Below are 23,970 nucleotides of genomic sequence, written 5' to 3' on the forward strand. Positions count from 1 at the left end.
AGATTATTTATTTTAGCTATTAGAGTAAATACTTTATTATTAAATGACGTAGACGCCCTAATTCTAGAGATTATTTTTGATGCCGCGCCCTAACACTTCCAAAGGTTTTACCCTAATCGAGCTTGTCATTGTGATTATTGTGCTAGGTATTTTAGCTGTTATCGCAGCCGCCAAATATGTCGACCTTAAGCGAGAAGCCGAAGTTGCACGGGTAAAAGCAACCGCAGCGGCACTGCAGCAATCTATCACCTTCTCCCATACCAAATGGCAGCTCATCAATGGCAATGGTGCGTTGAATGATCTACCGGATTACGCAGGTGGAAAGCTCGATATGAATAGCCATGGTTACCCACTTGGAATAGATAAAGGCAACCCGATGAGCAAACCTAAAAATATCGGTAAAGGTGAACAAGGCTGCGTCGATCTTTGGAATACACTGCAAGAGGATCCCGCATCGGTATCTCTGTCGAGCGTCAATAACGATAGCGACTTCCAAGCCTACCGTCATCAGGCAGAGGTTAACCCCGATGGGGAAACCCAATGTACTTATGTACTACGTACTCTTGGCGATATAAAAGACAGGCAACAAGCCGATATTAAGATCGTGTACGACTCAGTAGCTGGCAGTGCCACGGCGCTGATTAACGAATAACGCTTCTATAAGAATATTAAAAAAAGGGCGAATAATATTCGCCCTTTTTAATGCATCACTAATCTCACCATGCTGTGAGTTAATCAACTCAGTGGGTGTTAACTGCACCACCCGCAATCCACGCCTGCGTACCATAAAGCGGTACTGTCGACAGCGCATGTTTATGGCTGCCATTGGTCTCTTTGGTCGAATACGACAGATACAACAGGGTTTGATTCTCAGCATCATAGATTCGGCGCACTTTTAGCGACTTAAATAAAATGCTTAAAGATTCTTTAAACACCACTTCGCCATTTTTGCTCTTGTCGATATTGGCAATCTCAGCTGCGGTGATCGGTCCTGTTTGACGACATGAGATACTCATATCCGATGGGTCAGCAAGACTTAAGTCCGCTTCGATACGGCTAATATGGCATGTGACCCCAGGTATTTTTGGATCGTGCCTAGCATCGATAATCACATCCTTTGTGGTAAATAGGCCTAAACTCACCTTACCCACATCATCGCCACAACCACTTAACGCAAACGTTGCAGCGAGTGACAATCCAAAGCTGACTAACAGCCCTTTTCTTAAGCCTTTCATGTCCAATTCCTTAAGGTAATGATTCAATGACTCTCTAAACCTAAACGCATACCAAATCGATGCATAGTTTACCTGAGCTCCCCGCCCCTAGCTTTACATAATTAAAGCGAAGCGATACTAAAGTTATAACATTCAGGTTATAACACCCGGGCTAAGCAAACACGCGTTGCGCCCAACGTGTTAAACCAGCGGTCACACTACCGAAGTGATCGCCAACAACGATTGGGATCTCAGGGAACAAACCTGAGATGCGTTTATAGATAGCAGGGCTTCTCGCCGTACCGCCTGTCACATAAATACGGTCTGGCATCACACCCGCTTGGTCAAGGGCTTCTCGCATCAAAGCCTCAACCTTTGACAAAGGGATCGTAATCGCAGTTTCAAAATCGCTTTCGCTTACCCTAGCATGTAAATCACCTTGGATATATTCCAGCGGAGTATCCACCTCTGGCGTGCTAGATAGCGCAATCTTACTTTGCTCAGCGCTGCGCACCAGTTTATAGCCTAACTGCTGTTTTTGTACTTTTAACAAGCGCTCGATGAGCTCTGGCTTTTGCGCATCTTTTATCAAGTCTTCGATTAACTTCTTCGATGCCAAAGCACTAAAATCACGCTGGGCACTGATGTCATTTACCGCTACCGCATTCCAAAAAGGTTTGCTGGGAACCGGCAGTTGGTTGACCATCAAGCTCCCCAAGCCAAGATGTGGCATAAAAGATGCCATAGACAATGCGATATCTAAATCATTACCACCAATCCGCTGTCCACTATGACCTAAGAAATCGGCGCTTCGATCACGATTATCAATATGATTTGGTCCCATTTTGACCATAGAGCAGTCCGTTGTACCACCGCCGACGTCAACTACCAGTACAGTGAGGTTTTCATCGAGTGAAGCCTCATAGTCCATCCCCGCAGCCAAAGGTTCAAATAGAAAATCGACTTCGGTGAAACCCGCACGGCTGGCAGCAAGTGATAAGATCGCCTCCGCCTGCTGATTACTCTGCTCGCCACCAATGCCTTGAAAGTTAACTGGGCGTCCTATCACTGCATGGGTGATTTTCTGCGTGGGTGCAAAGTTGCTTTCAGCTTGCTTCTTAATATGCATCATCATTAGAGTGACAATATCTTCAAACAGGGCAATTTGGTTGTCTCTTAAGCCCGTTGCACCAAGAAAAGATTTTGGTGAGCGAACATAAAACCCTTCATCAGGCATATCCAAATAGGCTTCAATTGCCTGTTCGCCAACAAATACCGCTTGTTCATTAGGTAACAAATCAAGCTCTCGACGTGCCGCTTGCGCGCGGCTTAATTGAGCGGCGCGCGCCCTTGCATATTCAGGACGCATTGCTTGAGGTAACTGATTAAGTACAGCCTCAGCAATCAACTCTCGATCCATTGCATACAGGGTTGAGCTTAAGTATTTAGCGTCACCGGATAAGGGAACCAAGCGCACTTCGCCGCCTTCAATAACACCAATAGCGCAGTTAGCACTACCGTAGTCAAAACCTACAAACATTCCCTATCCCTCAAACGGTAAAAAAGTCGTGCAAAATAGCACAGTCAGACCTCAGGAAAAAGTAGATTTTGCAAATAAAAAAAGCAGCCATACAGCTGCCTTTAAATATTGATGACTTCTTATTAAGCGTTATTACAAAGATTTGCTAACGGCTTATGTACCTTGGCGATTTTGCGCTTGCTTCACACGTGCTTTGCTGGCACGACGTGTTTCAATCACTTGGCTGACATCACTACCAATATGAACTTCCCCTCGCCGCTTTGATAACTGCACTTGACGCTCTCGCTCCATAAATCGCTGTTTCTGCTTATCACTGATCTTATCAATGCAATGTAAACAACTCACACCTTGGGCAAAACTCTCTAGAGCCATCTCTTCTGTGGTGATCGGCATACGGCAAGCATTACATTGATTGTATTGGCCTTTCTCTAGACTGTGGTTAACCGCTACACGGTTATCAAACACGAAGCATTCACCTTGCCACAAGCTCTCTTCTTGCTTGACTTCTTCTAGATATTTTAAGATCCCACCTTCGAGATGATATACCTCATCGAAACCTTGCTCTTTTAAATAGGCCGTTGATTTCTCACAGCGGATCCCGCCAGTACAAAACATTGCGACTTTTTTATGCTTTGCCGGATCCAAGTTTTGTTTCACATACTCAGGAAACTCTCTAAAAGTTGCCGTTTCTGGATCGATGGCGTTTTTAAAGGTGCCGATTTGGACCTCGTAATCATTACGAGTATCCACCAAGATGACCTCTGGATCGGATATCAACTGATTCCAATCTTTTGGCTTCACATAAGTGCCAACCACTTTATTAGGGTCAATACCTTCGACGCCCATAGTCACTATCTCTTTTTTGAGCTTTACCTTAGTACGGTAAAATGGCATCTGCTCATCAAAAGAGAGTTTATAAACAATATTGTCTAAACCGGGTTGCTCCCCAAGCCATGCCAGAAGCGCATCAATAGCAGTCTTCGAACCTGCGATCGTTCCGTTAAATCCCTCTTTGGCTAACAATAACGTCCCTTTAACTCCAGCGCTTTCCATTACCCTAAATAATGGTGCTTGCAGCGCTTCAAACTCTGGCAGGGTCACAAATTTATACATGGCACAGACAACGACTTTTGACATCTTTTTCCCTTTTTACGGCGAGCTGAAGCTTAATCTTCAGTGCGGTTAATACTGACGGGGAAATTTGCGCAACCCGTCAAAACAGAGCGCAAAGTCTACATGGATCACACAAGCACAAACAGGGACAAAATGTAGGGTTACTTAGCAGGGGAAGTTTCAACAAGTATTAATCACAAATCAGTCTGCCATTTTCATTAACATTAATGATTGTTATTTAACAGTTAAACGTTGAAAATAGCGACACATCCACAGCTAATTAAGATCTGCTTATGTCTCTGCCTATACTCTACTCTTTCAGACGTTGTCCCTACGCAATGCGGGCTCGTTTAGGTATTTTATTATCTGGTCAAAAAGTTAATCTTAGAGAGATAGTGCTAAAACATAAGCCTGAAGCTATGCTTGTCGCATCACCCAAAGGCACTGTGCCAATTATGATTTTACAAGATGGGAGTGTGATTGAAGAGAGTATAGAGATCATGTGTTGGGCTTTAATGAAAAGTGATCCTCACGACCTATTGCTTAGTCATAATTCACAGCAACAGGAGATCGCTCAAGCACTTATTCATGCCAACGATAATCAATTTAAACCTTGGTTAGACAAGTATAAATATGCCGATAGGCACCCAGAACATAGTGAGCAATACTACCGTCAGCAAGGGGAGTTATTTATCGGCCAACTTGAAAGCTTATTGTCAAAGCATCCACAGCTATTAGGCAGTAACCCTTCTATCGCCGATTACGCCATCTATCCCTTTATCCGCCAGTTCGCTTCGGTAGATAGAACTTGGTTTGATAATAGCGGCTATTTAAATGTACAGCGCTGGCTAAATGCGCATATTGAAAGCAATGATTTTAAAACAATAATGCATAAATACCCCACTTGGCTTGAGAGTGGTGAGAGCTTTGAGTTTGGCTAACAGAATAATACCAATAGGCAGCGACAAGACACACTGCTCAGCGACTCTCTAGCGATACACAGTCTTTGACTGCCTCGATAAATATTCTAGCTTTAAAGTATCGGCCTATTCTTGGTACAAAAGAGATGGGATGTAGCACCTTTAAAACATTGTAATGAGCAATCAACTCAGATTTGCCTATGGCAAAGCCTGCACTTTTCAATAAATCACAATTGCTCTGAAGATCCCGCACCGCTATATGTTCAGGAAACTGCTTAACTATGAAGTTATGTTTCTTCATCATCTCAAGAAAGAAGTCTGCGTTAGGGGTATGAATGTAAAGCTTACCGCCCTCTTTTAAAGAGGAGTTGATCGCCTTTAAAATATCCAGCCACTCTTTGTCATACACATGCTCTGAAAAGTCCATGGCAAAGGCCAAGTCAAAAACGGCTTGGTTGTCTGAGCAAAATGTTAAAATATCCGCGCATACAAAGTTAATGTTAGAGCCTGAGTGCTGGTTCTTGCGCTTAGCGGCCTCAATAAACTGCTCCGAAAAGTCGACACCTGTATAGCTATCGACTCTATCTGCAAGCAAGGGAACAAGCATCCCACTGCCACAGCCAAAGTCGGCAACCTTATGATTTTTAGACACGCTTAGTGAGTGGATGAGGCGAGCTAATCTTAATTGAGACTGTTCTTTTTCAAAGGATGCAACATATGCCTTGCCATGCATCTGCTTTAGCTTTTCTTTTGATAACATTAAGTTTCCTCAATAGGCTCACTAGACGATATTAAAATTTCCAGCTTAACTTCCTACTTAAGATTAGCCAATAAATCCATATACAGGTATATAGCCCCCCCCATCCTCCTGCAGTAAATACAGCCTAGCGTGTGGCTAGTTCGTGGCGACCGTGCTAATGTTTTGCACTTATATGGAAAAACATTAGCGAATAACCATAGGAATCGTCACCAACAGTAACCCGCCCATACACCAATTAAAGCCTTTTCTTCTACTTGACGTATTAAGCTTATTACGAATCGCCGCCCCTAAAATCACCCAAGTAAATGACGCCGGAAAGCCGACAATGTTAAAAATTAATACTCCAGCGATAGCACTCAACCAATAAGCTTCTCCTCCAATGGTGAACGCGCTGCACAAGGTAATTGTTGCCATCCAGGTCTTAGGGTTTACCCATTGAAATAATGCAGCCTCTTTAATTGTCATTGGTTGGCGATTCGCAACTGAAACCTCTTCATCCACTGGCAAAGTTAATACTTTATAAGCTAGAAACAATAAGTAAGCTAGCGAAGCAAATTGCAGCACTTGATGCATAACAGGCCAAGCTTCAAAGACACTACCTAAGCCCAGAAGTATCGCAACATGCAGCAGTGTCTGGCCAACTCGGATCCCTATTAGGTGGGGCAATGTACGCCTAACACCAAAATTGGCACCCGATGTTGCCAGCAGTATATTATTTGGCCCAGGGGTCATCGTCATGGTTGCGCAAAATATTGCCGCTGAAATCATTAAAGCCCACATATTATCCATCACCCACCTCTACTATTTGACTCAAACCACTTTCTTGCATCTATTTCGTATCAAACACGGCTAACGTTCGCGTTTAACAATAAAACCATTTGTATGCATACAATAGTTGACACAATTCAAACTAGATCTGCATAATAATCAATACAAATTCGAACACAATGGTTTTATTGTCATGGGTACAATTTGGAGTCCGGACTTAGAAAGTTACACAGGTGCTAAGTATTTACGCCTCGCACAGGCGGCAGAAGATGCCATAAAAAGCGGGGCTCTCATGGCAAATGCCAAGTTGCCTCCTCAAAGGTTGCTCGCCGACAAATTAGGCGTCACAGTCGGCACTGTTACCCGAGCCTATGCACTGCTCGAGCAACGAGGATATGTACAAGCGAAAGTAGGAGCCGGAACTTTCGTCAAGCCCAGCGATTATCAAGCTGCGGATCAGAGAGTAAACTTTGCCACCTGCCAACAGCCTTTCACTAACCAGACAGCCATTTTAAGCGATGCTCTCGCTCAACTCGCCAAGACACCACTGCGTTTGACTCAATTGATGCAATATCATGCAGAGCCATTGCCGGAGCATCAGCGCAAGTTCAGCCAATGGTTACACAGGCGTAATATCCAGCAAATGAGCGAGCAAATTGTATTTACCCATGGTGGACAACAGGGGATCTTTTCGATTCTAAACGGTTTGATGCACGCAGGAGAATCATTACTTTGCGAAGCAAGTTGCTACCCCGGGATCCATACCGCAGCAGAGCAGTTAGGACTAAGAGCCCACCCCGTATCATTGACTGATGAAGGGCTAGATTTAACGGAACTGGAGCAAAAAATGGTTCAGTTTAAGCCTAAGGTGCTCTATTTGACGCCAAATAATCAAAACCCTACCTGTATCCAATACAGTAACCATCAACGTGAGGCGATTATCGCTTTAGCTAGACACTATCAAGTCGTGATAATCGAAGATGATGTGAACTACTGTCTGCCTGATGAATGGCATACACCTATGTGGTCACTCGACCAAGCTAGCAATGAGGATGAGCAGTGCGTAATTTACCTGTCTAGCTTATCGAAAATGTTTTGTGGCGGATTGCGACAGGGCTTCATGCTCATTCCCAGTAAGTTTATTGGTTCCATCAAAAAAGCGGTTTATAGTCAATGCTGGATGGTGTCACCACTCAACACCGAGCTTGCCTGCAGGATCATCGAAAATAGCAATTTCATGGGACAACGAGAGCAACAGGTAGCCGCTCGACAAGCACTGTGCATCGATATGGGAAAGCGACTTCGGCTCAAACAAAATTGGCGTGGCCTCAATGGCTGGCTGCAACTCAAGGCGCCACTCAAGGCCCACCATGTGGTGACCGCCTTAGCGCAAAAAGGCATACTCATTCGCAATGGTGATGACTTTAACAACCATGATAACTGCATTCGCCTCAGCATTGGCGGCGCCCACGATGAGCAGCTATTTGAAGAGCAGCTAGACATTATCGAGTCCACCATACGCCAGCTCAATCAATCAGCCTACTCAGTCGTATAAATCTTTGCGATTAATTGGCAACTAAAGTGTGTTTACGGCTATAGCTATGGTTACGTTGCTATTGGTTATGAGTCCTAAGAGATAGAAAAGCCGCTAAGTTAGCGGCTTTTCTATGATTGAGAGACGATTTGATGGGTCATAGCTACATCTGACGATCGACCCTGACATACCCTCTCAGGTAAACCACCCTAACCTCGTCGTTGACATTAAATATCATGCCGGGATCTAAATCTTGAAGCACCATCACCTGCTCGCCAGTATCTAGAGCAATCATCATCTCGACTAACCTTAGCTCTTGATAATAGGAGCTATCGCCATATCGATTAGCCACTCCAGCGCCCAATAGTGCGCCTAAAACCGTTGCCACATCCTGACCTGAGCCGCCACCAAACTGATGACCGATAACGCCACCTATCAAGGCGCCGCCGAAGGTTTTCCAGCCAGTATTGCGATCTTCTACCAGCTGTTTCTCGGTAATATTACGCACCGAGATGACCTGTCCGAACTCCACTTTTTCCACTGGCACCGCCTGATTACGGTCATAGGGCGCAGCGAATGAACTCGGTATAGCAAAAAATAAACAGATAACCGTGAAAACAATAAGATGATGTTTCAACATAAGCCTTTTTCCGCTAACTTTAAGGATAAGTATATTTATTAATCTTACTCAATTGTGAACTCACTGTCCTATTTAAATCATACGCAGCAAGGTTTCCCACCTCCCGAGCAAGCCTTGAGCGAGCCTAATGGTTTGCTCGCCGTCGGCGGAGACTTAAGGCCCGAGCGCTTACTCAACGCCTACTACAACGGTATTTTTCCGTGGTTTAACCTCGATGATCCCATTTTGTGGTGGTCACCCGACCCCCGCGCGGTGTTTGTGCCCGGTAATATGAAAATCAGCCGCAGCTTAGTTAAATACCTTAAAAAACAAGATTGGACCTACACGATTAATCATGACTTTAACGCGGTCACAGCTGGCTGCGCCGAGCCTAGAGCTGGGCAAGATGGCACATGGATCTCTAGCGAAATCCAACAAGCCTATCTGGCTTTACATCAGCAAGGCCATGCTCACTCCCTAGAGGTTTGGCAAGGCAATGAATTGATTGGCGGGCTATATGGGTTGGCTATTGGCCAAGTTTTTTGTGGTGAATCCATGTTTCATCGTACAACGAATGCCTCTAAAGCTGCTATGATCGTATTACAGCAACATTTACAACGCAGTGGTTTTAAGCTCATCGATGCGCAGGTGGTGAATCCACATCTAGACAGCCTCGGAGCTAAATCCATTAAACGTGATGATTTTCTCAAGCTATTGGCTCATCTAAGGGATGGTACTGTTAAAGCCAATTGCTGGCGCAAATCCGAGGTATTCATTGAACTCTAAATCTAGACCCGTCACTGTCGGTAGAACCAAAGTTTTTCCTTGTAGTTACCTAGACAACCAGCAAGAGCAGTTACTGGTCTTACAAGAAGATGTGATCGACCCAAGCTTGTTCGAGCAACTGCTTGCTCTCGGTTTTCGACGCAGCGGCAGCATGATCTATAAACCTCAGTGTCCTCTGTGCAGCGCATGCCTTCCCATTAGGCTAGATATGGACGAATTTAAACTCTCTAAGAGACAGAAGAGAACATTAAAAAACAATCAAGATTTAAGCTGGAAGATAGTCGATCATAAAACACCTCAGCAATATGAGCTGTATGAGCGGTATGTTAATACTCGACATGGTGACGGTCCTATGTACCCAGCAACACCTGAACAGTACGACAGCTTTGCCACCGCCGCCTGGATACAACCACTGTTTATCGAACTAAGTCTCGATGGTGAACTTGTTGGTGTGGCAGTTACCGATGTGCTTCCTCATAGCCTGTCGGCTATCTATAGTTATTTTGCACCAGAGTTACATAAACGCTCATTAGGTAGTTTACTTATTTTGCTGCAAACCCAGATTGCTAAGATAATGAAGAAGCAATATTTATATCTTGGCTATCAGATTGATGAGTCAAGAAAAATGAACTACAAACGCGATTACCGACCTCACCAAATTCTGACACATTCAGGCTGGGTGAGCGAAATCGAGATAAAAAACATTACTAATTAAGGCACAACGGGGCTGAGCAGAGGGTGTTCTAGATAACTTTGCTTTACAGCAGCATGAATTTGCGGCATGATACGCCCGTTTTTATTATTTGAAGGCTAACAGGATAACTGATTAATGGCGAAAGAAGACAACATTGAAATGCAAGGCACAATCCTTGAAACCTTGCCAAATACAATGTTTCGTGTAGAACTTGAAAATGGGCATGTCGTTACGGCACACATTTCAGGAAAAATGCGTAAAAACTACATCCGTATTCTAACGGGTGACAAGGTAACGGTTCAGCTGACACCTTACGATTTGAGCAAAGGACGCATCGTCTTCCGTTCACGCTAAGTTATTAGCCTATATAACGTATATTAAAAAGCCGGCAATGCCGGCTTTTTGTTGTCTGTAATTTACTGTTATCACACTTTGAACCAGAGCCAATAAACGACAAGCGAATGCCACCTATTGACCCTTAACAGTCCATATCAGCCTAATGAGCGACTTTCTCAAGTGACTCGGTGGTGATCACAATGTCATCACCTTTGGCATCGACACGGGCAACACCGCCCTTCTCTAGCTCACCAAATAAGATCTCATCGGCTAAAGGTCGCTTAATAAGCTCTGTCACCACTCGCGCCATTGGGCGTGCGCCCATCGACTTGTCATAGCCTTTCTCCGCCAATAGCGTTCGGGCTTCATCACTGACTTCGAGCGTCACCGACTTATCATCAAGTTGAGCTTGCAACTCGACTAAGAACTTATCGACCACTTTAGCGATAACGGTCATATCGAGATGGTTGAACCAGATAATCGAGTCGAGTCGATTACGGAACTCTGGTGAGAACACCTTATTGATTTCCGATAGCGCATCTTGGGTATGATCTTGCTGTTTAAAACCTATCGATTTACGAATGGTTTCTTGAACACCCGCATTGGTGGTCATCACTAGGGTGACATGCCTAAAGTCAGCCTTACGACCGTTGTTATCGGTCAATGTACCGTGATCCATCACCTGCAGCAGCAAGTTGTACACATCAGGGTGGGCCTTCTCGATCTCATCGAGCAGGACAACACAATGAGGATTCTTAATCACCGCATCGGTTAACAAGCCTCCCTGATCGTAGCCAACATAGCCTGGTGGAGCACCAATCAAGCGTGACACAGTATGGCTTTCCATATATTCAGACATATCGAATCTAACCAGATTCAGACTTAAACATTTGGCAAGCTGACTCGTCACTTCTGTTTTACCCACACCAGTGGGACCAGCAAACAGGAAGCTACCCACAGGTTTATTTTCCCCGCCGAGTCCGCTTCGAGACAAGCGAATGGCCGAGCTAAGCCCCTCAATCGCTGGATCCTGGCCAAATACCACCATCTTAAGGTTACGCTCAAGATTCTTAAGCATATCCTTATCAGAGCTCGACACCGACTTCTCAGGAATACGCGCCATCTTGGCGATAATCGCTTCGATCTCTGACTGACCGATGGTCTTTTTACGTTTGCTCGCAGGCTGCATCGCCATACGCGCTCCCGCTTCATCGATCACATCTATCGCTTTGTCTGGCAAATGCCTGTCGTTAATGTGTTTATCAGATAGCCTTGCCGCAACACTCAAAGCCGCCAAGGTATAACGCACATTGTGGTGCTCTTCATACTTTGCCTTAAGACCCTGCAATATCTTAGTGGTCTCGGCGACGGACGGCTCGTTGATATCGACCTTTTGAAAACGACGGGCAAGTGCACGATCTTTCTCAAAAATGCTCTGATACTCTTGGAACGTTGTTGAGCCCATACAGCGTAACTTACCACTAGATAAAAGCGGCTTAAGTAAGTTAGAAGCATCCATGACGCCACCAGAAGCAGAACCCGCGCCGATAATGGTGTGGATCTCATCGATAAACAAAATAGCGTGTTCATCGTTAGCCAATTCTTTTAGCAGGCCTTTAAAGCGCTTCTCAAAATCACCGCGATATTTAGTACCCGCAAGCAGTGCACCTAAATCGAGCGAGTATACGGTCGCTTCGCTCATCACCTCGGGCACTTCTTCCTTCACAATGCGATAAGCCAAGCCTTCGGCAATCGCGGTTTTACCAACACCCGCCTCACCCACCAGCAAGGGATTGTTCTTACGACGGCGGCAAAGAATTTGGATAGAACGTTCAATTTCATCGGTTCGCCCAATTAGCGGGTCGATATTACCGCTCTTAGCGAGCTCATTTAAATTAGCAGTAAACTGAGACAGGATACTACGCTCTTCTTCGGTCTCGGTTTGATCTTCAATACGGTTAGGTTCTGAATCAGTATCGATATCGTTTTTAGAAAAACCATGGGAGATATAATTGACCACATCTAGACGCGTTACATCACCAGTGCGGAGCAGGTAAACCGCCTGAGACTCTTGCTCACTGAAAATAGCGACCAAAACATTGGCACCAGTAACCTCGTTGCGGCCAGATGATTGCACATGAAATACGGCGCGCTGCAGTACACGTTGAAAACCGAGTGTGGGTTGAGTCTCTTTTTCGTCCTCAGGATCGGAAATAATAGGTGTAGTTTGTTCAATGAAGCTTGAGACTTCATCTCTTAATTTCTCAAGATTTGCTCCGCAAGCAACTAACGCCTCTTGTGCGGCTGGGTTATCGATTAATGCCAACAACAGATGCTCAACCGTCATGTATTCATGACGTGCATCTCTGGCTTGCTGAAAAGCCAGGTTTAAGGTGACTTCAAGATCTTTATTTAGCATAAGCACCCCCTAAAAAATAACTACAGATTCGGCCAAATCAGGCTTCCTCTAATGAACACAGTAACGGATGTTGGTTTTGTCTTGCAAATTGATTTACTTGCGCAACCTTAGTTTCGGCAATACCAAAAGGGTAAATTCCGCAGATCCCTTTTCCTTTATGATGGATTGCCAGCATGATTTCCGTCGCTTGCTGCTCATCTTTCTTAAAAAACAGTTGTAAAATCTCAATGACGAAGTCCATCGGTGTGTAATCATCATTGTTTAAAATCACTTTATACATAGAAGGACGTTTAAATTCTGATTCAACACTCTCTTCTACATGCTCAATATTTTCTGTTCTGCTCATATTTCAATATTAGCCTCTAGTTTTGGCTTGTACCAATTGATAATGTAACTCTGTCTGTTTATTCAACAAATCATATCGAATTACTTTCAGGTACGACTTGTTACTATTTGTTGCTTTTTTGTTAATTTTACCTTGACAACCACTTATTCAGCTTTCATTCTGTTCATTAAGCGAGGAGTTTCCTCGTTGATAAGTTTTACTATCTTACTGGGAAGTAGACAACAGAAGGAAGTGGAAGTATGGCAAGCGGAACTGTTAAATGGTTCAACAACGCCAAAGGATTCGGGTTTATATGCCCTGATGCTGGCGGTGAAGACGTTTTTGCGCACTATTCTACCATTGAAATGGAAGGCTATCGAACTCTAAAAGCAGGCCAACCAGTCAATTTTGAAGTAGAAGCAGGTCCAAAAGGGATGCACGCATCAGCAATATCGCCAACAAACTAATACTTATCTAAGTCAGTATGTGTTCAAAGTAAAATTGAGCAAGTACTTGTTTAGCTTGGTGTAGATTGCGATAAGAGATAAAAAAAGCAGAGTAGTTACCCTACTCTGCTTTTTTATTGCCTCACCTTCAAGGGAAGAAAGCCTGTATGTAACAACAGGCCTCCACTAGACTAGCCAGTAATCAATCCATTGAGTGTGGCACTCGGACACATCGCGGCCTTGGCTTTACTCGCATCTAAACGGTAATAGCCCCCCAAATCAACGGCTGGTCCTTGGACGCCATTTAACTCAGCAACAATCTTATCTTCGTTACTTGTTAATGCTTCAGCCAACTGTGCAATCTCTGCTTGTAATTGAAGATCTTGTGTTTGTGCTGCAACGGCTTGGGCCCAGTACATCGCCAAATAGAAATGGCTACCTCGGTTATCAAGTTCACCTACACGGCGTGAAGGAGACTTGTTGCTGTCAAGGAATTGGCCGATGGCGACATCAAGCGTGTCGGCAAGAACCTGCGCCTTTGCGTTGCCCGTTGTTTGGCTTAGGTGTTCTAACGAAGCAGCCAGTGCAAGGAATTCGCCTAATGAATCCCAACGCAAGTGACCCTCTTTCTCTACCTGCTGAACATGCTTAGGCGCACTACCACCCGCTCCAGTTTCAAATAAGCCGCCACCATTCATCAGTGGCACGATTGACAACATCTTAGCACTGGTACCTAGCTCTAAAATTGGGAACAGATCCGTTAGGTAATCGCGTAAAACATTACCGGTTACCGAAATGGTATCCTTACCGGCTTTAACGCGCTCCAATGTAAAGCGCGTTGCTTTAACTGGTGACATGATATGAAGCTCAAGACCTGATGTGTCGTGATCTTTAAGGTAAAGCTCTACTTTCTTGATGATTTCAGCATCATGTGCACGCGCAGCATCTAACCAGAATACCGCAGGAGTAGCAGACAAGCGTGAACGGTTAACCGCAAGTTTCACCCAGTCACGGATAGGCGCATCTTTAACCTGACACATTCTAAAGATATCGCCTTGCTCAACTTGGTGAGACATTAAGACTTTACTGGTTTGGTCAACAACCTTCACAGTACCTGCGGCTGCAATTTCAAATGTCTTGTCATGGCTACCGTATTCTTCGGCTTTTTGTGCCATAAGACCAACGTTTGGCACGCTGCCCATGGTGCTTGGGTCGAACGCACCGTTATTGATGCAAAAATCAATTGTCTCTTGGTAAACACCCGCATAACAACGATCTGGAATCATCGCCTTCATATCTTTTAGCTGACCATCTGGGCCCCACATTTGACCAGAGGTACGAATAGCTGCAGGCATAGAAGCATCAATAATGACATCACTTGGTACATGTAAGTTAGTGATCCCTCGGTCGGAATCCACCATCGCAAGCTCAGCACGATTTGCATAAACGGCGGCCAAGTCAGCTTCAATCTCAGCTTTTTGTTCGCTTGGTAATGTGGCTATTTTTGCATAAACATCGCCAATACCATTGTTAACATCGACACCAAGCTCTTCAAAAAGCTCGCCATATTTAGCAAACACATCCTTGTAGTAAACTTTTACTGCATGACCAAATAAGATTGGGTCGGATACTTTCATCATGGTGGCTTTTAAGTGCAGCGACAGTAATACATCTTGCTCTTTAGCCAAATTAGTTTCACGCTCATAAAATTCAACCAGTGCTTTTTTGCTCATCACAGCCGAGTCGATAACCTCACCCGCTTGCAGAGCAATACCGTCTCGTAGCACAAGCTCAGAACCATCTACTTTGCTTAGTACAATAGAGACACTACCCGCATCAGCAACGGTGACCGACTTTTCACTTCCGAAAAAATCCCCTTCACTCATGTGAGCAACATGCGACTTAGACTCTGGGAGCCATTGGCCCATAGAGTGCGGGTTCTTCTGTGCAAACTTTTTGACCGAACTTGGCGCACGACGGTCAGAGTTACCTTCACGTAATACAGGGTTTACCGCACTGCCTTTAATCTTGTCATAACGCGCCTGGATCTCTTTTTCAGCTTCGTTTGCTGGCTCGTCAGGGTAATTAGGGATGTCATAGCCCTTGTTCTGTAACTCGAGAATACATGCCTTAAGCTGAGGGATTGATGCACTAATGTTAGGCAGCTTAATAATGTTTGCCTCTGGCTTTTTCGCCAACTCACCCAGTTCTGCCAGTGCATCACCAATGCGTTGCTCAGCGGTTAGTTTCTCAGGGAAGTTAGCAATCACCCGCCCAGAAAGAGAAATATCGCGAGTTTCTACGTCGACGCCTGCGGTTTGAGTGAACTTTTGAATAATAGGTAACAAAGAGAGTGTGGCTAATGCTGGTGCTTCATCTGTTTCGGTATAGATGATCGTTGATGTCTTATCGTTCATTTTGTGTCCTACATTGATTTGAATTTATGATTTTTATAATAATTATTGTGTTTTTCTTAGATTAAAAAATCGGTTGTGAACTAACCCTACCGATTTGTTTTATTGATGATAACTTATGCTACTTTGCGCGTAATAAGCCAACAAGATTATTCGCCGCAACTCTCACAAATAAAAATAATTAGTTGCGGATCACACTTTTTAGGTGCCGACATCATAAAACATTCCACGCAATATTCAAATTCCACTAATAGCCAATGCACAGTACAATAGGTAAATATCATTCAAAGATGAAAAGTATTGCAGCGTGACACAGACATTTTCAAAAAAAACACCGACAAGAAAAAGTAACAAGACTCGCCCTTCAGGCTTTTCCGGTAGTGCCAGCAACAAACCAGCCGCTAAGCCTCAGAGCAGAGCCAACAGCAGAAGCCGGCCGAAAGCTAAAACGGTTTCCAATCCTGTCATAGTACTGTTTAACAAACCTTTTGACGTCTTGTGTCAGTTTACCGATGAACAAGGTAGACAAACCCTTAAAGACTTTATCCCTGTACCCGGTGTTTATGCTGCTGGGCGTTTAGATAGGGACAGCGAAGGATTACTTCTACTAACTAACGACGGTAAGTTACAATCCCAACTTACTGAGCCAAAAAAGAAAACTTATAAAACCTATTGGGCCCAAGTCGAAGGCGCGCCAACAGATGAGGAGCTTGAGAAGCTACGCCAAGGCGTTGAACTAAAAGATGGCATGACTCTCCCAGCTAAAATCCAAATTATGGACAACCCAAAAGTATGGCCAAGAAACCCACCTATCCGAGAAAGAGCCAATATTCCGACTACTTGGCTAGAGATCCAGATCTGTGAAGGTCGTAACCGCCAAGTTCGACGCATGACGGCCCACATTGGCTTTCCAACCTTAAGATTAATCCGCTATAAAATAGGCCAATGGAGTCTAGATGATCTTAGAAATGGTGAGTTTAAACAGCTCGATATAAAAAGTACTCATAATGGCTGAGCGTTATAGACCCTATACCACTGTCGCTTGCGTTATCGAGGCTCAGGGGAAATACCTTATTGTAGAAGAGTTGATCGATGGCCAACTTAAATACAATCAACCTGCGGGGCACATCGAAGCCGATGAATCGATAGCTGACGCCTGTATTCGTGAAATTAAAGAAGAGACAGGTTTAACTATCCAGCCACAAGGGCTAGTCGGGATCTATCAGTATCGTGCAAGTGACACCCTCTCATTTGTACGCTATACCTTTTTTGTAAAATTAGACAAAGCGTTAGCCTCAAAGCCTGAGGACCCAGCGATCAATGCGACCAAGTGGTTGAGCCTTGATGAAATCGACCAGTTAAGCGACTCTCATCGCAGTCCTTTAGTGCTTAAATCTCTCAAGGATTACTTGTCTGGTAAGCACTATCCATTGGAGATTATCGATGATGAATATGTCTAAGCTTAACCGCCTCGCTAGCCACAAGCGCCTAAAGCCTGACTAACCTAGGCTTTATCAGTGTTATTTCTGCCAGAAAACCGCCCGTAATGTCGCTTTCAGCCTCCGTCCCCCCCCCAAATATTTGTCCCGAAGCTTGATAAAGGCAAAAGATAAAGACCTGCTAGATAGCCCAGTCCCATAATGCATGATAGAATATGCCCCCGCAGAAAGCCGCGGTCTGAAACCAGCACCTCGCCTGAATAAGCCATTCAGCGATCTGTTGATTCGTAGCAATATTCAGTAAACACAAAGGTTTTTTTAGGATTTATGACGTCAATCGAACCCACTCATCTTGGTAAAAAAGTCATCGTCGGCATGTCCGGTGGTGTAGATTCATCAGTTTCAGCCTACCTGTTAATGAAACAGGGCTATCAGGTTGAAGGCCTGTTCATGAAGAACTGGGAAGAAGATGACACGGATGAATATTGCGCAGCCGCCGAAGACCTGAAAGATGCACAAGCTGTTTGTGACAAGCTTGGTATTAAATTGCATACGGTTAACTTTGCCTCTGAATACTGGGACAACGTGTTCGAGTACTTCTTAGCCGAATACAAAGCTGGCCGTACCCCAAATCCAGATATCATGTGCAACAAAGAGATTAAGTTTAAGGCTTTCCTTGAATTTGCAGATGAGATCTTAGATGCCGACTATATCGCTATGGGTCACTATGTTCGCCGACGCGATGTCGATGGTACTAGCCAGATGCTACGTGGTATCGATGGCAATAAAGATCAAAGCTACTTCCTCTACACCTTAAGCCACGAACAAGTTGCTCGTTCGCTATTTCCTGTAGGTGAATTAGAAAAGAGCGAAGTACGTGAGATCGCCAAAGAGATGGGCCTAATCACCCACGATAAGAAAGACAGCACCGGGATCTGTTTCATCGGTGAGCGTAAATTTACCGATTTCCTACAAACTTTCTTACCAGCTCAACCAGGTAATATCGAAACCAGCGAAGGCGAAGTGATCGGTACTCACCAAGGTTTGATGTATCACACACTTGGTCAGCGCAAAGGTTTAGGTATTGGTGGCTTAAAGAACAGCAACGAAGACCCTTGGTATGTTGTCGAGAAAGATCTTGTACGCAATGTGCTAATCGTAGGTCAAGGTGGCAACCACCCTCGCCTGATGTCTGATGGTTTAATTGCCAACCAATTACATTGGGTTGATAGAAAAGGCCCCGCTGACGGCGCTCAAATCACCGTTAAAACCCGTTATCGCCAGCAAGATGTGCCTTGCCGCGTAACCTATGACAGCGATGATGTGTTACGTGTCATGTTTGATAACCCGGTTGCGGCTGTAACGCCAGGGCAGTCGGCTGTATTTTATGATGGTGAAATTTGTCTTGGTGGCGGCATTATTGACGCACTAATAAGAGATTAATCAATGAGTGATCAGCTGTTTGAACGTACGATGGCCTTTGCGGGTATTTTACAAGCTGTGGCCCAAGTTCAGTATATTGCAAGACATGGTGACTCGGATAAAGAGGCATTAGCAGCCAGCCTGCAATCAATTTTGGTCACCAACCCAGAAAGCACTAGCGATGTTTATCCTGATAAATATGCTTTGCGCAAAGGCTATGAGTTGATTGTGAGCCAGCTTGGCGATGCAAAACAGAAGGATGTTGAGGTCACTCGCTACCTCGTGGGTATTTTAGCATTGGAGCGCAAACTGACGCGCTCTTCTAATGCCATGGGTATGCTTAGCGAGCGTATCAACCAAATCCATCGTCAACTCAGTCACTTTGAGATCACCGACGAGCAAGTGATTGCCAATTTTGCCGGTATTTATAGCGACATCATTAGTGAGCTTGGTCCTAAGTTACAGATCTCTGGCAATCCAGAGTTTCTAAAACGTACCCAAACACAACAAAAAATTCGTGCCCTATTGCTGTCGGCTATGCGCAGTGCAGTGCTATGGCGCCAATTAGGAGGCAAGCGTAGGCACCTTGTCTTCGCTAGAAAAACAATAGTAGATACAGCTATGAAAAGCCTCACCCTATAATTTTAAGCTAAGTTCATCCAAGGAGCTTCTAATGGAACTTTCCGCACTAACTGCTATCTCTCCGGTAGACGGTCGTTATGGTAGTAAAACCGCCTCATTAAGAGGGATTTTCAGCGAGTACGGCCTGACCAAATACCGTGTTCAAGTCGAAATTAACTGGCTAAAGCTGCTTTCAAGCTGCCCAGAAATTGAAGAAGTTCCACCTTTTAGCGAAGCTGCATTGGCTTTGCTCGATCAAATCAAAGATAACTTTAGCGAAGCAGACGCACTGCGCGTTAAAGAAATTGAAGCGACCACCAACCACGACGTTAAAGCGGTTGAATACTTTATTAAAGAACGCATCGCCGATAATGCAGAGTTAGTTGCTATTGACGAGTTTGTACACTTTGCTTGTACCTCTGAAGATATTAACAACCTTTCTCACGCATTAATGTTAACAGAAGCACGTGACCAAGTGGTTGTGCCTTATTGCCAGAAGATTGTTGATGCTATCAAGACATTAGCAAGAGATTACAAGTCAGTACCACTGATGTCTCGTACTCACGGCCAGCCAGCTTCACCTTCAACTCTTGGTAAAGAGATGGCTAACGTTGCTGTACGTTTAGAGCGCCAGCTAACTCAGGTTTCAAATGTTGAAATCATGGGTAAAATCAATGGTGCAGTAGGTAACTACAACGCTCACCTTTCGGCTTATCCTGAAGTTGACTGGCACGCACTATCACAGCGCTTCGTAACAAGCCTAGGCATCAACTGGAACCCATACACCACTCAAATCGAGCCACACGATTACATCGCAGAACTGTTTGATGCTCTAGCGCGCTTCAACACAATTTTGATCGATTTCGACCGTGATATTTGGGGTTACATCGCACTGGGCCACTTTAAGCAAAAGACCATTGCTGGTGAAATTGGTTCTTCAACCATGCCTCATAAAGTTAACCCTATCGATTTTGAAAACTCTGAAGGTAACTTAGGTATTGCTAACGCATTAATGCAGCACCTAGCGGCTAAACTTCCGGTATCTCGCTGGCAGCGAGACCTTACTGACTCGACAGTGCTACGTAACCTAGGTGTTGGTATGGCTCACTCACTGATCGCCTATCAATCAACATTGAAAGGGATCAGCAAGCTACAAGTTAATGAAGAGCAGCTGCGCAAAGAGCTTGATGGCAACTGGGAAGTCCTAGCAGAACCAGTACAAACGGTAATGCGCCGTTACGGCATCGAGAAGCCATACGAGAAGCTAAAAGAGCTAACTCGCGGTAAGCGTATCGATGGTGAACAACTAGCTGTCTTTATTGATGGTCTTGAGCTACCAGAAGAAGTGAAAGTTGAGCTTAAGAAGATGACGCCAGCTAACTATATTGGCCGTGCTGAAGCCTTTGTTGACGAATTAAACTAACGCGCTATCGCGCGATTAGTTAGCCCATTGACTATAAATAGGGCAAATAAGGCGTTAAGCTTAGGCTTAACGCCTTTCTTTTATCTGTTTCATCAACTTCTGGCACCATAGCATCTATGTATCATCTCAATTTCGATCCAAAAACCTTTATCGAACAGTATTGGCAAAAAAAACCGCTATTAATTAAAAACGCCTTTGAAAATTTTGAAGATATTATTACTCCTGATGAACTCGCAGGACTTGCTTGTGAAGACAGTGTGTCATCGCGGGTTGTCATAACCAAAGACAACGACTGGCAGATCATCGAAGGTCCCTTCGAGGACTACGATCAATTTGGCGATAAGAATTGGCAATTACTCGTCCAAGCACTTAATCATTGGCACCCAGACTCAGCAGGTTTCATCAATGCTTTTCGTTTTCTGCCAGACTGGCGCTTCGATGACTTAATGGTCTCTTTTGCAACCCCAGGTGGTGGTGTCGGTGCCCATATCGATAACTACGATGTGTTTATTATTCAAGGTGAAGGTGAGCGCCACTGGACCGTCGGTAACAAAGGCCTATACGCCCCTAAAAATAATGACCCCACTACGCCGCTAATCGAAGGCTTTGAGCCGATTATCGATGTGGTATTGGAAAAAGGCGACCTGCTGTATATTCCTCCTGGCTTCCCCCATCAAGGTCAAACGATAACCACAGCCATGAGTTACTCCATGGGGTTTCGCGCCCCGAGTCAGCAAGAGCTATTTAGTGAAATCGCCGATAATCTAATCGATAACGCTACAGGGCTAAAACGCTTCACCTCCGAGAGCGAACCCACACAAGCGAGTCAGGTAAGTACCCAGCATCAACAGCATATGATGGCATTAATTGCAGAGTTTGCTTCTTGCCCAAACAGCTATCAGGCTGTGCTCGGGAAAATGTTAAGCCAAAACCGCTTTGAACTCGATCTATGTGAACCCGAAGAGGAATACAGCGCAGAAGAGCTTGATGATTACATCAGTCAAGGCGCGCTTTTGTACCGAATTGGTGGGCTCAAGTTATTACAACTTGAGGGCGACTGCACATCACGAGTATTTATCAATGGAGAAGCATTTGAATATCCAGAGGATATCGAAGAAAATGTCACTCAATTAGCTCAAAAGTTGAGTTTTGATAACCAACAAGCCGCCCTCTTATTTCAATGCTCAACAACAAAAGAGTTCATGTTAACTCTGCTTAATCGAGGCTATTTCTATTTCGGTGAGTAATGCAGGCAAAATCTCGAGATCAAAAAAGGCATCTTAATGATGCCTCTTATCAATCGCAGTTGACTGCTATGCCGAGCTAAGCGCTTGGTTCCCAGATAGAATCATCGGCCTGCATCTTATATAAGCTCTCGGCTCGTGACACTAATAACTGAGCAAATTTAGCTTGAGCAGGATCTTTGGTTAAACCTGAGCGCTGAATATTTTCAGCCTTCATCTGCCACATCATAGAGAAATGACGCACTGCGTCACGAGCGGTAGTCGCAACACTAATATCAACGTAATCAGATGGTAGGTCGCCTGACATCACCCAAAATGTTTTCTTGTTTGGCTTTTTAGAGTCGATTTTCCAGATTGCAACATAAGGCGCTAAATAGCGGCTTTCCTCAGGGTGAACTTTATCGGGCATGATGCCTTTTTCAGCCAAAAACTTATTTGCCTTTTGGAACTGAGTTCTAATCCATTCTTGTCTTAGTTGTTCTTGGTCTACTGCTTGTTCAGCCATTTAAACTTCCTTTCTTATTGTTATTTTTGCTCCTGTCTATCAGACAGTCAAAAACCTTGCACAGCTATCACGTTCAAATCAAGCTAATACTTTACGTTAACGTAAAGTGGAAAGCAAAATTGCCAGATAGGTCTCAAATATTCCGAATCTTTACTTTGTTGAGAGTATCCCTAAATGCTATCGTTCTGCAATAAATATAACAAGCAGACCACACTGTATTAATATAGTCGTGGTAATTCGATGCTCACAGCGGAGATCAACAAGTGGCAGTTTTTAATCACATCTCTTTTGACGACCATGAACAGGTCGTATTTTGTCATGATAAAGAAAGCGGCTTAAAAGCCATTATCGCCATCCACAACACCAATCTTGGCCCTGCCGTTGGCGGCTGTAGGATGTGGAACTATGAGTCTGACGACGAAGCCATCACCGATGTATTACGCTTATCACGTGGTATGACTTATAAGAACGCCCTAGCTGGATTAGCCATGGGCGGTGGTAAATCAGTGATTATCGCCGATCCAAAAGTACAAGATAGAGAGGCGCTCTTTAGAGCCTTTGGTCGTTGTATTCATACCTTAGGCGGTAAGTACTACTCAGCCGAAGATGTGGGAGTTTCAACCGCTGACATCATGATTGCCCATCAAGAAACGCCTTATATGGCAGGTTTAGAGGGTAAGAGCGGCGATCCATCTCCATTTACTGCGCTAGGTACCTATTTAGGGATTAAAGCGGCTGTTAAGCATCAGCGTGGCCTAGACAGCTTAAAAGGCCTTAAGATCTCCGTTCAAGGGGTTGGCCATGTGGGTTATTACCTATGCCGTCACCTACATGCTGAAGGCGCGGAGTTGATTGTCACCGATATTCATCAGTCATCACTAGACAGAGTGGCTAGCGAGTTTGGTGCAACGGTAGTGGCACCTCAGGAAATCTACCACCAAGATGTTGATGTTTACGCTCCTTGTGCCTTAGGTGCAACAATCAATGACATCACCATCCCGCTACTCAAGGCAACAATTGTTGCAGGTTGTGCCAACAATCAGCTTGCTGAAGTGCGTCACGGTGAAATGCTAAAAGATCTCGGTATTTTGTATGCTCCTGACTACGTCATCAATGCTGGCGGCATCATCAACGTTTCATTTGAAAAAGACTACGATGCCAGTGCCGCAACGGCAAAAGTTGAAGAGATCTACAACACCTTGCTTACCATATTTGCTCAATCTGACGAACAAAACCGTACTACAGGTGACGTTGCCGATGAAATGGCAAGAGCCATTATAAATTCGGCAAAATAGATAAGCGAAACACTAATCAATACCCAGCTTATGTCGCTGGGTATTTTTTACCTTTTAAAAATTATGTCACCACAATTATCAAGTTCAACAAATAGATAAAAAGTAGCCTGTCACAATCAACTCAACCACACTG

General features: G+C 44.5%; 24 protein-coding genes. 14 read left to right on the plus strand and 10 right to left on the minus strand.

Translation table 11 applies throughout. The features are described 5' to 3' along the window. The first annotated feature begins 79 nt into the window (after window positions 1-79). On the plus strand, window positions 80-652 hold the full coding sequence (locus L1D44_RS17970) for a prepilin-type N-terminal cleavage/methylation domain-containing protein (protein ID WP_239892687.1): 573 nt from the start codon (window positions 80-82) through the stop codon (window positions 650-652). 88 nt (window positions 653-740) lie between these two features. Here L1D44_RS17970 and L1D44_RS17975 read toward each other — a convergent pair whose 3' ends face one another. The 3 genes from L1D44_RS17975 to L1D44_RS17985 all read right to left on the minus strand — a co-directional run bounded on the left by L1D44_RS17975 (window position 741) and on the right by L1D44_RS17985 (window position 3,891). Next, on the minus strand, window positions 741-1,235 hold the full coding sequence (locus L1D44_RS17975) for a CreA family protein (protein WP_239892688.1): 495 nt from the start codon (window positions 1,233-1,235) through the stop codon (window positions 741-743). Window positions 1,236-1,386: 151 nt separating this feature from the next. Next, window positions 1,387-2,754, minus strand: a complete 1,368-nt coding sequence (gene yegD / locus L1D44_RS17980) for a molecular chaperone (RefSeq protein ID WP_239892689.1) — start codon at window positions 2,752-2,754, stop codon at window positions 1,387-1,389. 153 nt (window positions 2,755-2,907) lie between these two features. Beyond that, window positions 2,908-3,891 carry a rhodanese-related sulfurtransferase gene (locus tag L1D44_RS17985; protein ID WP_239892690.1) on the minus strand — a complete coding sequence of 328 codons (984 nt, stop codon included), beginning with the start codon at window positions 3,889-3,891 and terminating at the stop codon, window positions 2,908-2,910. A 269-nt stretch (window positions 3,892-4,160) separates the two neighbouring features. Here L1D44_RS17985 and L1D44_RS17990 point away from each other — a divergent pair, with 269 nt between their 5' ends. Beyond that, window positions 4,161-4,808, plus strand: a complete 648-nt coding sequence (locus tag L1D44_RS17990; protein ID WP_239892691.1) for a glutathione S-transferase — start codon at window positions 4,161-4,163, stop codon at window positions 4,806-4,808. Between the two features lie 37 nt (window positions 4,809-4,845). On the opposite strand, the gene L1D44_RS17995 is transcribed toward L1D44_RS17990, so the two are convergent. Both L1D44_RS17995 and L1D44_RS18000 read right to left on the minus strand, forming a co-directional pair. Beyond that, on the minus strand, window positions 4,846-5,547 hold the full coding sequence (locus L1D44_RS17995) for a class I SAM-dependent methyltransferase (protein WP_239892692.1): 702 nt from the start codon (window positions 5,545-5,547) through the stop codon (window positions 4,846-4,848). 183 nt (window positions 5,548-5,730) lie between these two features. Then, entirely contained in the window at window positions 5,731-6,336 is a 606-nt protein-coding gene (locus tag L1D44_RS18000; RefSeq protein ID WP_239892693.1) for a LysE family translocator, read from the minus strand. Between the two features lie 172 nt (window positions 6,337-6,508). On the opposite strand from L1D44_RS18000, the gene L1D44_RS18005 reads away from it, so the two are divergent. After that, a complete protein-coding gene (locus L1D44_RS18005; protein ID WP_239892694.1) occupies window positions 6,509-7,870 on the plus strand; it encodes a PLP-dependent aminotransferase family protein in 1,362 nt (453 codons plus the stop codon). Between the two features lie 142 nt (window positions 7,871-8,012). Here L1D44_RS18005 and L1D44_RS18010 read toward each other — a convergent pair whose 3' ends face one another. After that, window positions 8,013-8,489 carry a glycine zipper 2TM domain-containing protein gene (locus tag L1D44_RS18010; RefSeq protein WP_220769754.1) on the minus strand — a complete coding sequence of 159 codons (477 nt, stop codon included), beginning with the start codon at window positions 8,487-8,489 and terminating at the stop codon, window positions 8,013-8,015. A gap of 54 nt (window positions 8,490-8,543) precedes the next feature. Between L1D44_RS18010 and aat the strand changes: the two genes are divergently transcribed. From aat to infA, 3 genes are all read left to right on the plus strand, one after another. Continuing rightward, window positions 8,544-9,254 carry a leucyl/phenylalanyl-tRNA--protein transferase gene (gene aat / locus L1D44_RS18015; RefSeq protein WP_239892695.1) on the plus strand — a complete coding sequence of 237 codons (711 nt, stop codon included), beginning with the start codon at window positions 8,544-8,546 and terminating at the stop codon, window positions 9,252-9,254. Beyond that, window positions 9,244-9,969, plus strand: a complete 726-nt coding sequence (locus L1D44_RS18020) for an arginyltransferase (protein WP_239892696.1) — start codon at window positions 9,244-9,246, stop codon at window positions 9,967-9,969. The genes aat and L1D44_RS18020 overlap by 11 nt, the downstream gene beginning before the upstream one ends. Window positions 9,970-10,083: 114 nt before the next feature. Then, window positions 10,084-10,302, plus strand: a complete 219-nt coding sequence (gene infA, locus L1D44_RS18025) for a translation initiation factor IF-1 (protein WP_005500725.1) — start codon at window positions 10,084-10,086, stop codon at window positions 10,300-10,302. A gap of 142 nt (window positions 10,303-10,444) precedes the next feature. Here infA and clpA read toward each other — a convergent pair whose 3' ends face one another. Beyond that, entirely contained in the window at window positions 10,445-12,703 is a 2,259-nt protein-coding gene (clpA, locus tag L1D44_RS18030; RefSeq protein ID WP_239892697.1) for an ATP-dependent Clp protease ATP-binding subunit ClpA, read from the minus strand. Window positions 12,704-12,740: 37 nt separating this feature from the next. Then, window positions 12,741-13,049: an ATP-dependent Clp protease adapter ClpS gene (gene clpS / locus L1D44_RS18035; protein WP_220769750.1), complete on the minus strand. Its 309-nt coding sequence runs from the start codon at window positions 13,047-13,049 to the stop codon at window positions 12,741-12,743. Window positions 13,050-13,288: 239 nt separating this feature from the next. On the opposite strand from clpS, the gene cspD reads away from it, so the two are divergent. Then, complete coding sequence (cspD, locus tag L1D44_RS18040; protein ID WP_202720094.1) at window positions 13,289-13,495, plus strand: cold shock domain-containing protein CspD; 207 nt, start codon at window positions 13,289-13,291, stop codon at window positions 13,493-13,495. A 170-nt stretch (window positions 13,496-13,665) separates the two neighbouring features. Here the strand turns inward: cspD and L1D44_RS18045 are convergent, their stop codons facing one another. Further along, on the minus strand, window positions 13,666-15,891 hold the full coding sequence (locus L1D44_RS18045; protein ID WP_239892698.1) for an NADP-dependent isocitrate dehydrogenase: 2,226 nt from the start codon (window positions 15,889-15,891) through the stop codon (window positions 13,666-13,668). Window positions 15,892-16,195: 304 nt separating this feature from the next. Between L1D44_RS18045 and L1D44_RS18050 the strand changes: the two genes are divergently transcribed. The 6 genes from L1D44_RS18050 to L1D44_RS18075 all read left to right on the plus strand — a co-directional run bounded on the left by L1D44_RS18050 (window position 16,196) and on the right by L1D44_RS18075 (window position 22,040). Then, a complete protein-coding gene (locus L1D44_RS18050; RefSeq protein WP_239892699.1) occupies window positions 16,196-16,903 on the plus strand; it encodes an rRNA large subunit pseudouridine synthase E in 708 nt (235 codons plus the stop codon). Further along, window positions 16,896-17,348: an NUDIX hydrolase gene (locus L1D44_RS18055; RefSeq protein ID WP_239892700.1), complete on the plus strand. Its 453-nt coding sequence runs from the start codon at window positions 16,896-16,898 to the stop codon at window positions 17,346-17,348. The genes L1D44_RS18050 and L1D44_RS18055 overlap by 8 nt, the downstream gene beginning before the upstream one ends. Window positions 17,349-17,654: 306 nt before the next feature. Then, the gene (gene mnmA / locus L1D44_RS18060; protein ID WP_239892701.1) at window positions 17,655-18,770 is read left to right on the plus strand and encodes a tRNA 2-thiouridine(34) synthase MnmA; all 1,116 of its coding nucleotides are present in this window, start codon (window positions 17,655-17,657) and stop codon (window positions 18,768-18,770) included. Window positions 18,771-18,773: 3 nt separating this feature from the next. Next, window positions 18,774-19,391 carry a high frequency lysogenization protein HflD gene (gene hflD / locus L1D44_RS18065; RefSeq protein ID WP_239892702.1) on the plus strand — a complete coding sequence of 206 codons (618 nt, stop codon included), beginning with the start codon at window positions 18,774-18,776 and terminating at the stop codon, window positions 19,389-19,391. 31 nt (window positions 19,392-19,422) lie between these two features. Continuing rightward, window positions 19,423-20,793, plus strand: a complete 1,371-nt coding sequence (gene purB, locus L1D44_RS18070; protein WP_220769744.1) for an adenylosuccinate lyase — start codon at window positions 19,423-19,425, stop codon at window positions 20,791-20,793. 116 nt (window positions 20,794-20,909) lie between these two features. After that, window positions 20,910-22,040 (plus strand): cupin domain-containing protein, encoded by a 1,131-nt coding sequence (locus L1D44_RS18075; protein ID WP_239892703.1) that lies wholly within the window; start codon window positions 20,910-20,912, stop codon window positions 22,038-22,040. A gap of 76 nt (window positions 22,041-22,116) precedes the next feature. Here L1D44_RS18075 and L1D44_RS18080 read toward each other — a convergent pair whose 3' ends face one another. Next, complete coding sequence (locus L1D44_RS18080) at window positions 22,117-22,542, minus strand: DUF4826 family protein (RefSeq protein ID WP_239892704.1); 426 nt, start codon at window positions 22,540-22,542, stop codon at window positions 22,117-22,119. Window positions 22,543-22,805: 263 nt separating this feature from the next. Here L1D44_RS18080 and L1D44_RS18085 point away from each other — a divergent pair, with 263 nt between their 5' ends. Then, window positions 22,806-23,837, plus strand: a complete 1,032-nt coding sequence (locus L1D44_RS18085) for a Glu/Leu/Phe/Val dehydrogenase dimerization domain-containing protein (RefSeq protein ID WP_239892705.1) — start codon at window positions 22,806-22,808, stop codon at window positions 23,835-23,837. Window positions 23,838-23,970: the final 133 nt, after the last annotated feature.

The organism is Shewanella sp. Isolate13 (assembly GCF_022398325.1).
Taxonomy (GTDB): domain Bacteria; phylum Pseudomonadota; class Gammaproteobacteria; order Enterobacterales; family Shewanellaceae; genus Shewanella.

Bases quoted from the DNA above. Each gene is read 5' to 3' on its own strand.
- L1D44_RS18005 (WP_239892694.1), top strand. From the start codon at position 6,509: ATGGGTACAATTTGGAGTCCGGACTTAGAAAGTTACACAGGTGCTAAG.
- L1D44_RS17970 (WP_239892687.1), top strand. From the start codon at position 80: ATGCCGCGCCCTAACACTTCCAAAGGTTTTACCCTAATCGAGCTTGTC.
- hflD (WP_239892702.1), top strand. From the start codon at position 18,774: ATGAGTGATCAGCTGTTTGAACGTACGATGGCCTTTGCGGGTATTTTA.
- infA (WP_005500725.1), top strand. From the start codon at position 10,084: ATGGCGAAAGAAGACAACATTGAAATGCAAGGCACAATCCTTGAAACC.
- cspD (WP_202720094.1), top strand. From the start codon at position 13,289: ATGGCAAGCGGAACTGTTAAATGGTTCAACAACGCCAAAGGATTCGGG.
- purB (WP_220769744.1), top strand. From the start codon at position 19,423: ATGGAACTTTCCGCACTAACTGCTATCTCTCCGGTAGACGGTCGTTAT.
- L1D44_RS18000 (WP_239892693.1), bottom strand. From the start codon at position 6,336: ATGGATAATATGTGGGCTTTAATGATTTCAGCGGCAATATTTTGCGCA.
- L1D44_RS18080 (WP_239892704.1), bottom strand. From the start codon at position 22,542: ATGGCTGAACAAGCAGTAGACCAAGAACAACTAAGACAAGAATGGATT.
- yegD (WP_239892689.1), bottom strand. From the start codon at position 2,754: ATGTTTGTAGGTTTTGACTACGGTAGTGCTAACTGCGCTATTGGTGTT.
- L1D44_RS18055 (WP_239892700.1), top strand. From the start codon at position 16,896: ATGGCTGAGCGTTATAGACCCTATACCACTGTCGCTTGCGTTATCGAG.
- L1D44_RS18010 (WP_220769754.1), bottom strand. From the start codon at position 8,489: ATGTTGAAACATCATCTTATTGTTTTCACGGTTATCTGTTTATTTTTT.
- L1D44_RS17995 (WP_239892692.1), bottom strand. From the start codon at position 5,547: ATGTTATCAAAAGAAAAGCTAAAGCAGATGCATGGCAAGGCATATGTT.
- L1D44_RS18045 (WP_239892698.1), bottom strand. From the start codon at position 15,891: ATGAACGATAAGACATCAACGATCATCTATACCGAAACAGATGAAGCA.
- mnmA (WP_239892701.1), top strand. From the start codon at position 17,655: ATGACGTCAATCGAACCCACTCATCTTGGTAAAAAAGTCATCGTCGGC.
- L1D44_RS18075 (WP_239892703.1), top strand. From the start codon at position 20,910: ATGTATCATCTCAATTTCGATCCAAAAACCTTTATCGAACAGTATTGG.
- L1D44_RS17985 (WP_239892690.1), bottom strand. From the start codon at position 3,891: ATGTCAAAAGTCGTTGTCTGTGCCATGTATAAATTTGTGACCCTGCCA.
- clpS (WP_220769750.1), bottom strand. From the start codon at position 13,049: ATGAGCAGAACAGAAAATATTGAGCATGTAGAAGAGAGTGTTGAATCA.
- clpA (WP_239892697.1), bottom strand. From the start codon at position 12,703: ATGCTAAATAAAGATCTTGAAGTCACCTTAAACCTGGCTTTTCAGCAA.
- L1D44_RS17990 (WP_239892691.1), top strand. From the start codon at position 4,161: ATGTCTCTGCCTATACTCTACTCTTTCAGACGTTGTCCCTACGCAATG.
- L1D44_RS17975 (WP_239892688.1), bottom strand. From the start codon at position 1,235: ATGAAAGGCTTAAGAAAAGGGCTGTTAGTCAGCTTTGGATTGTCACTC.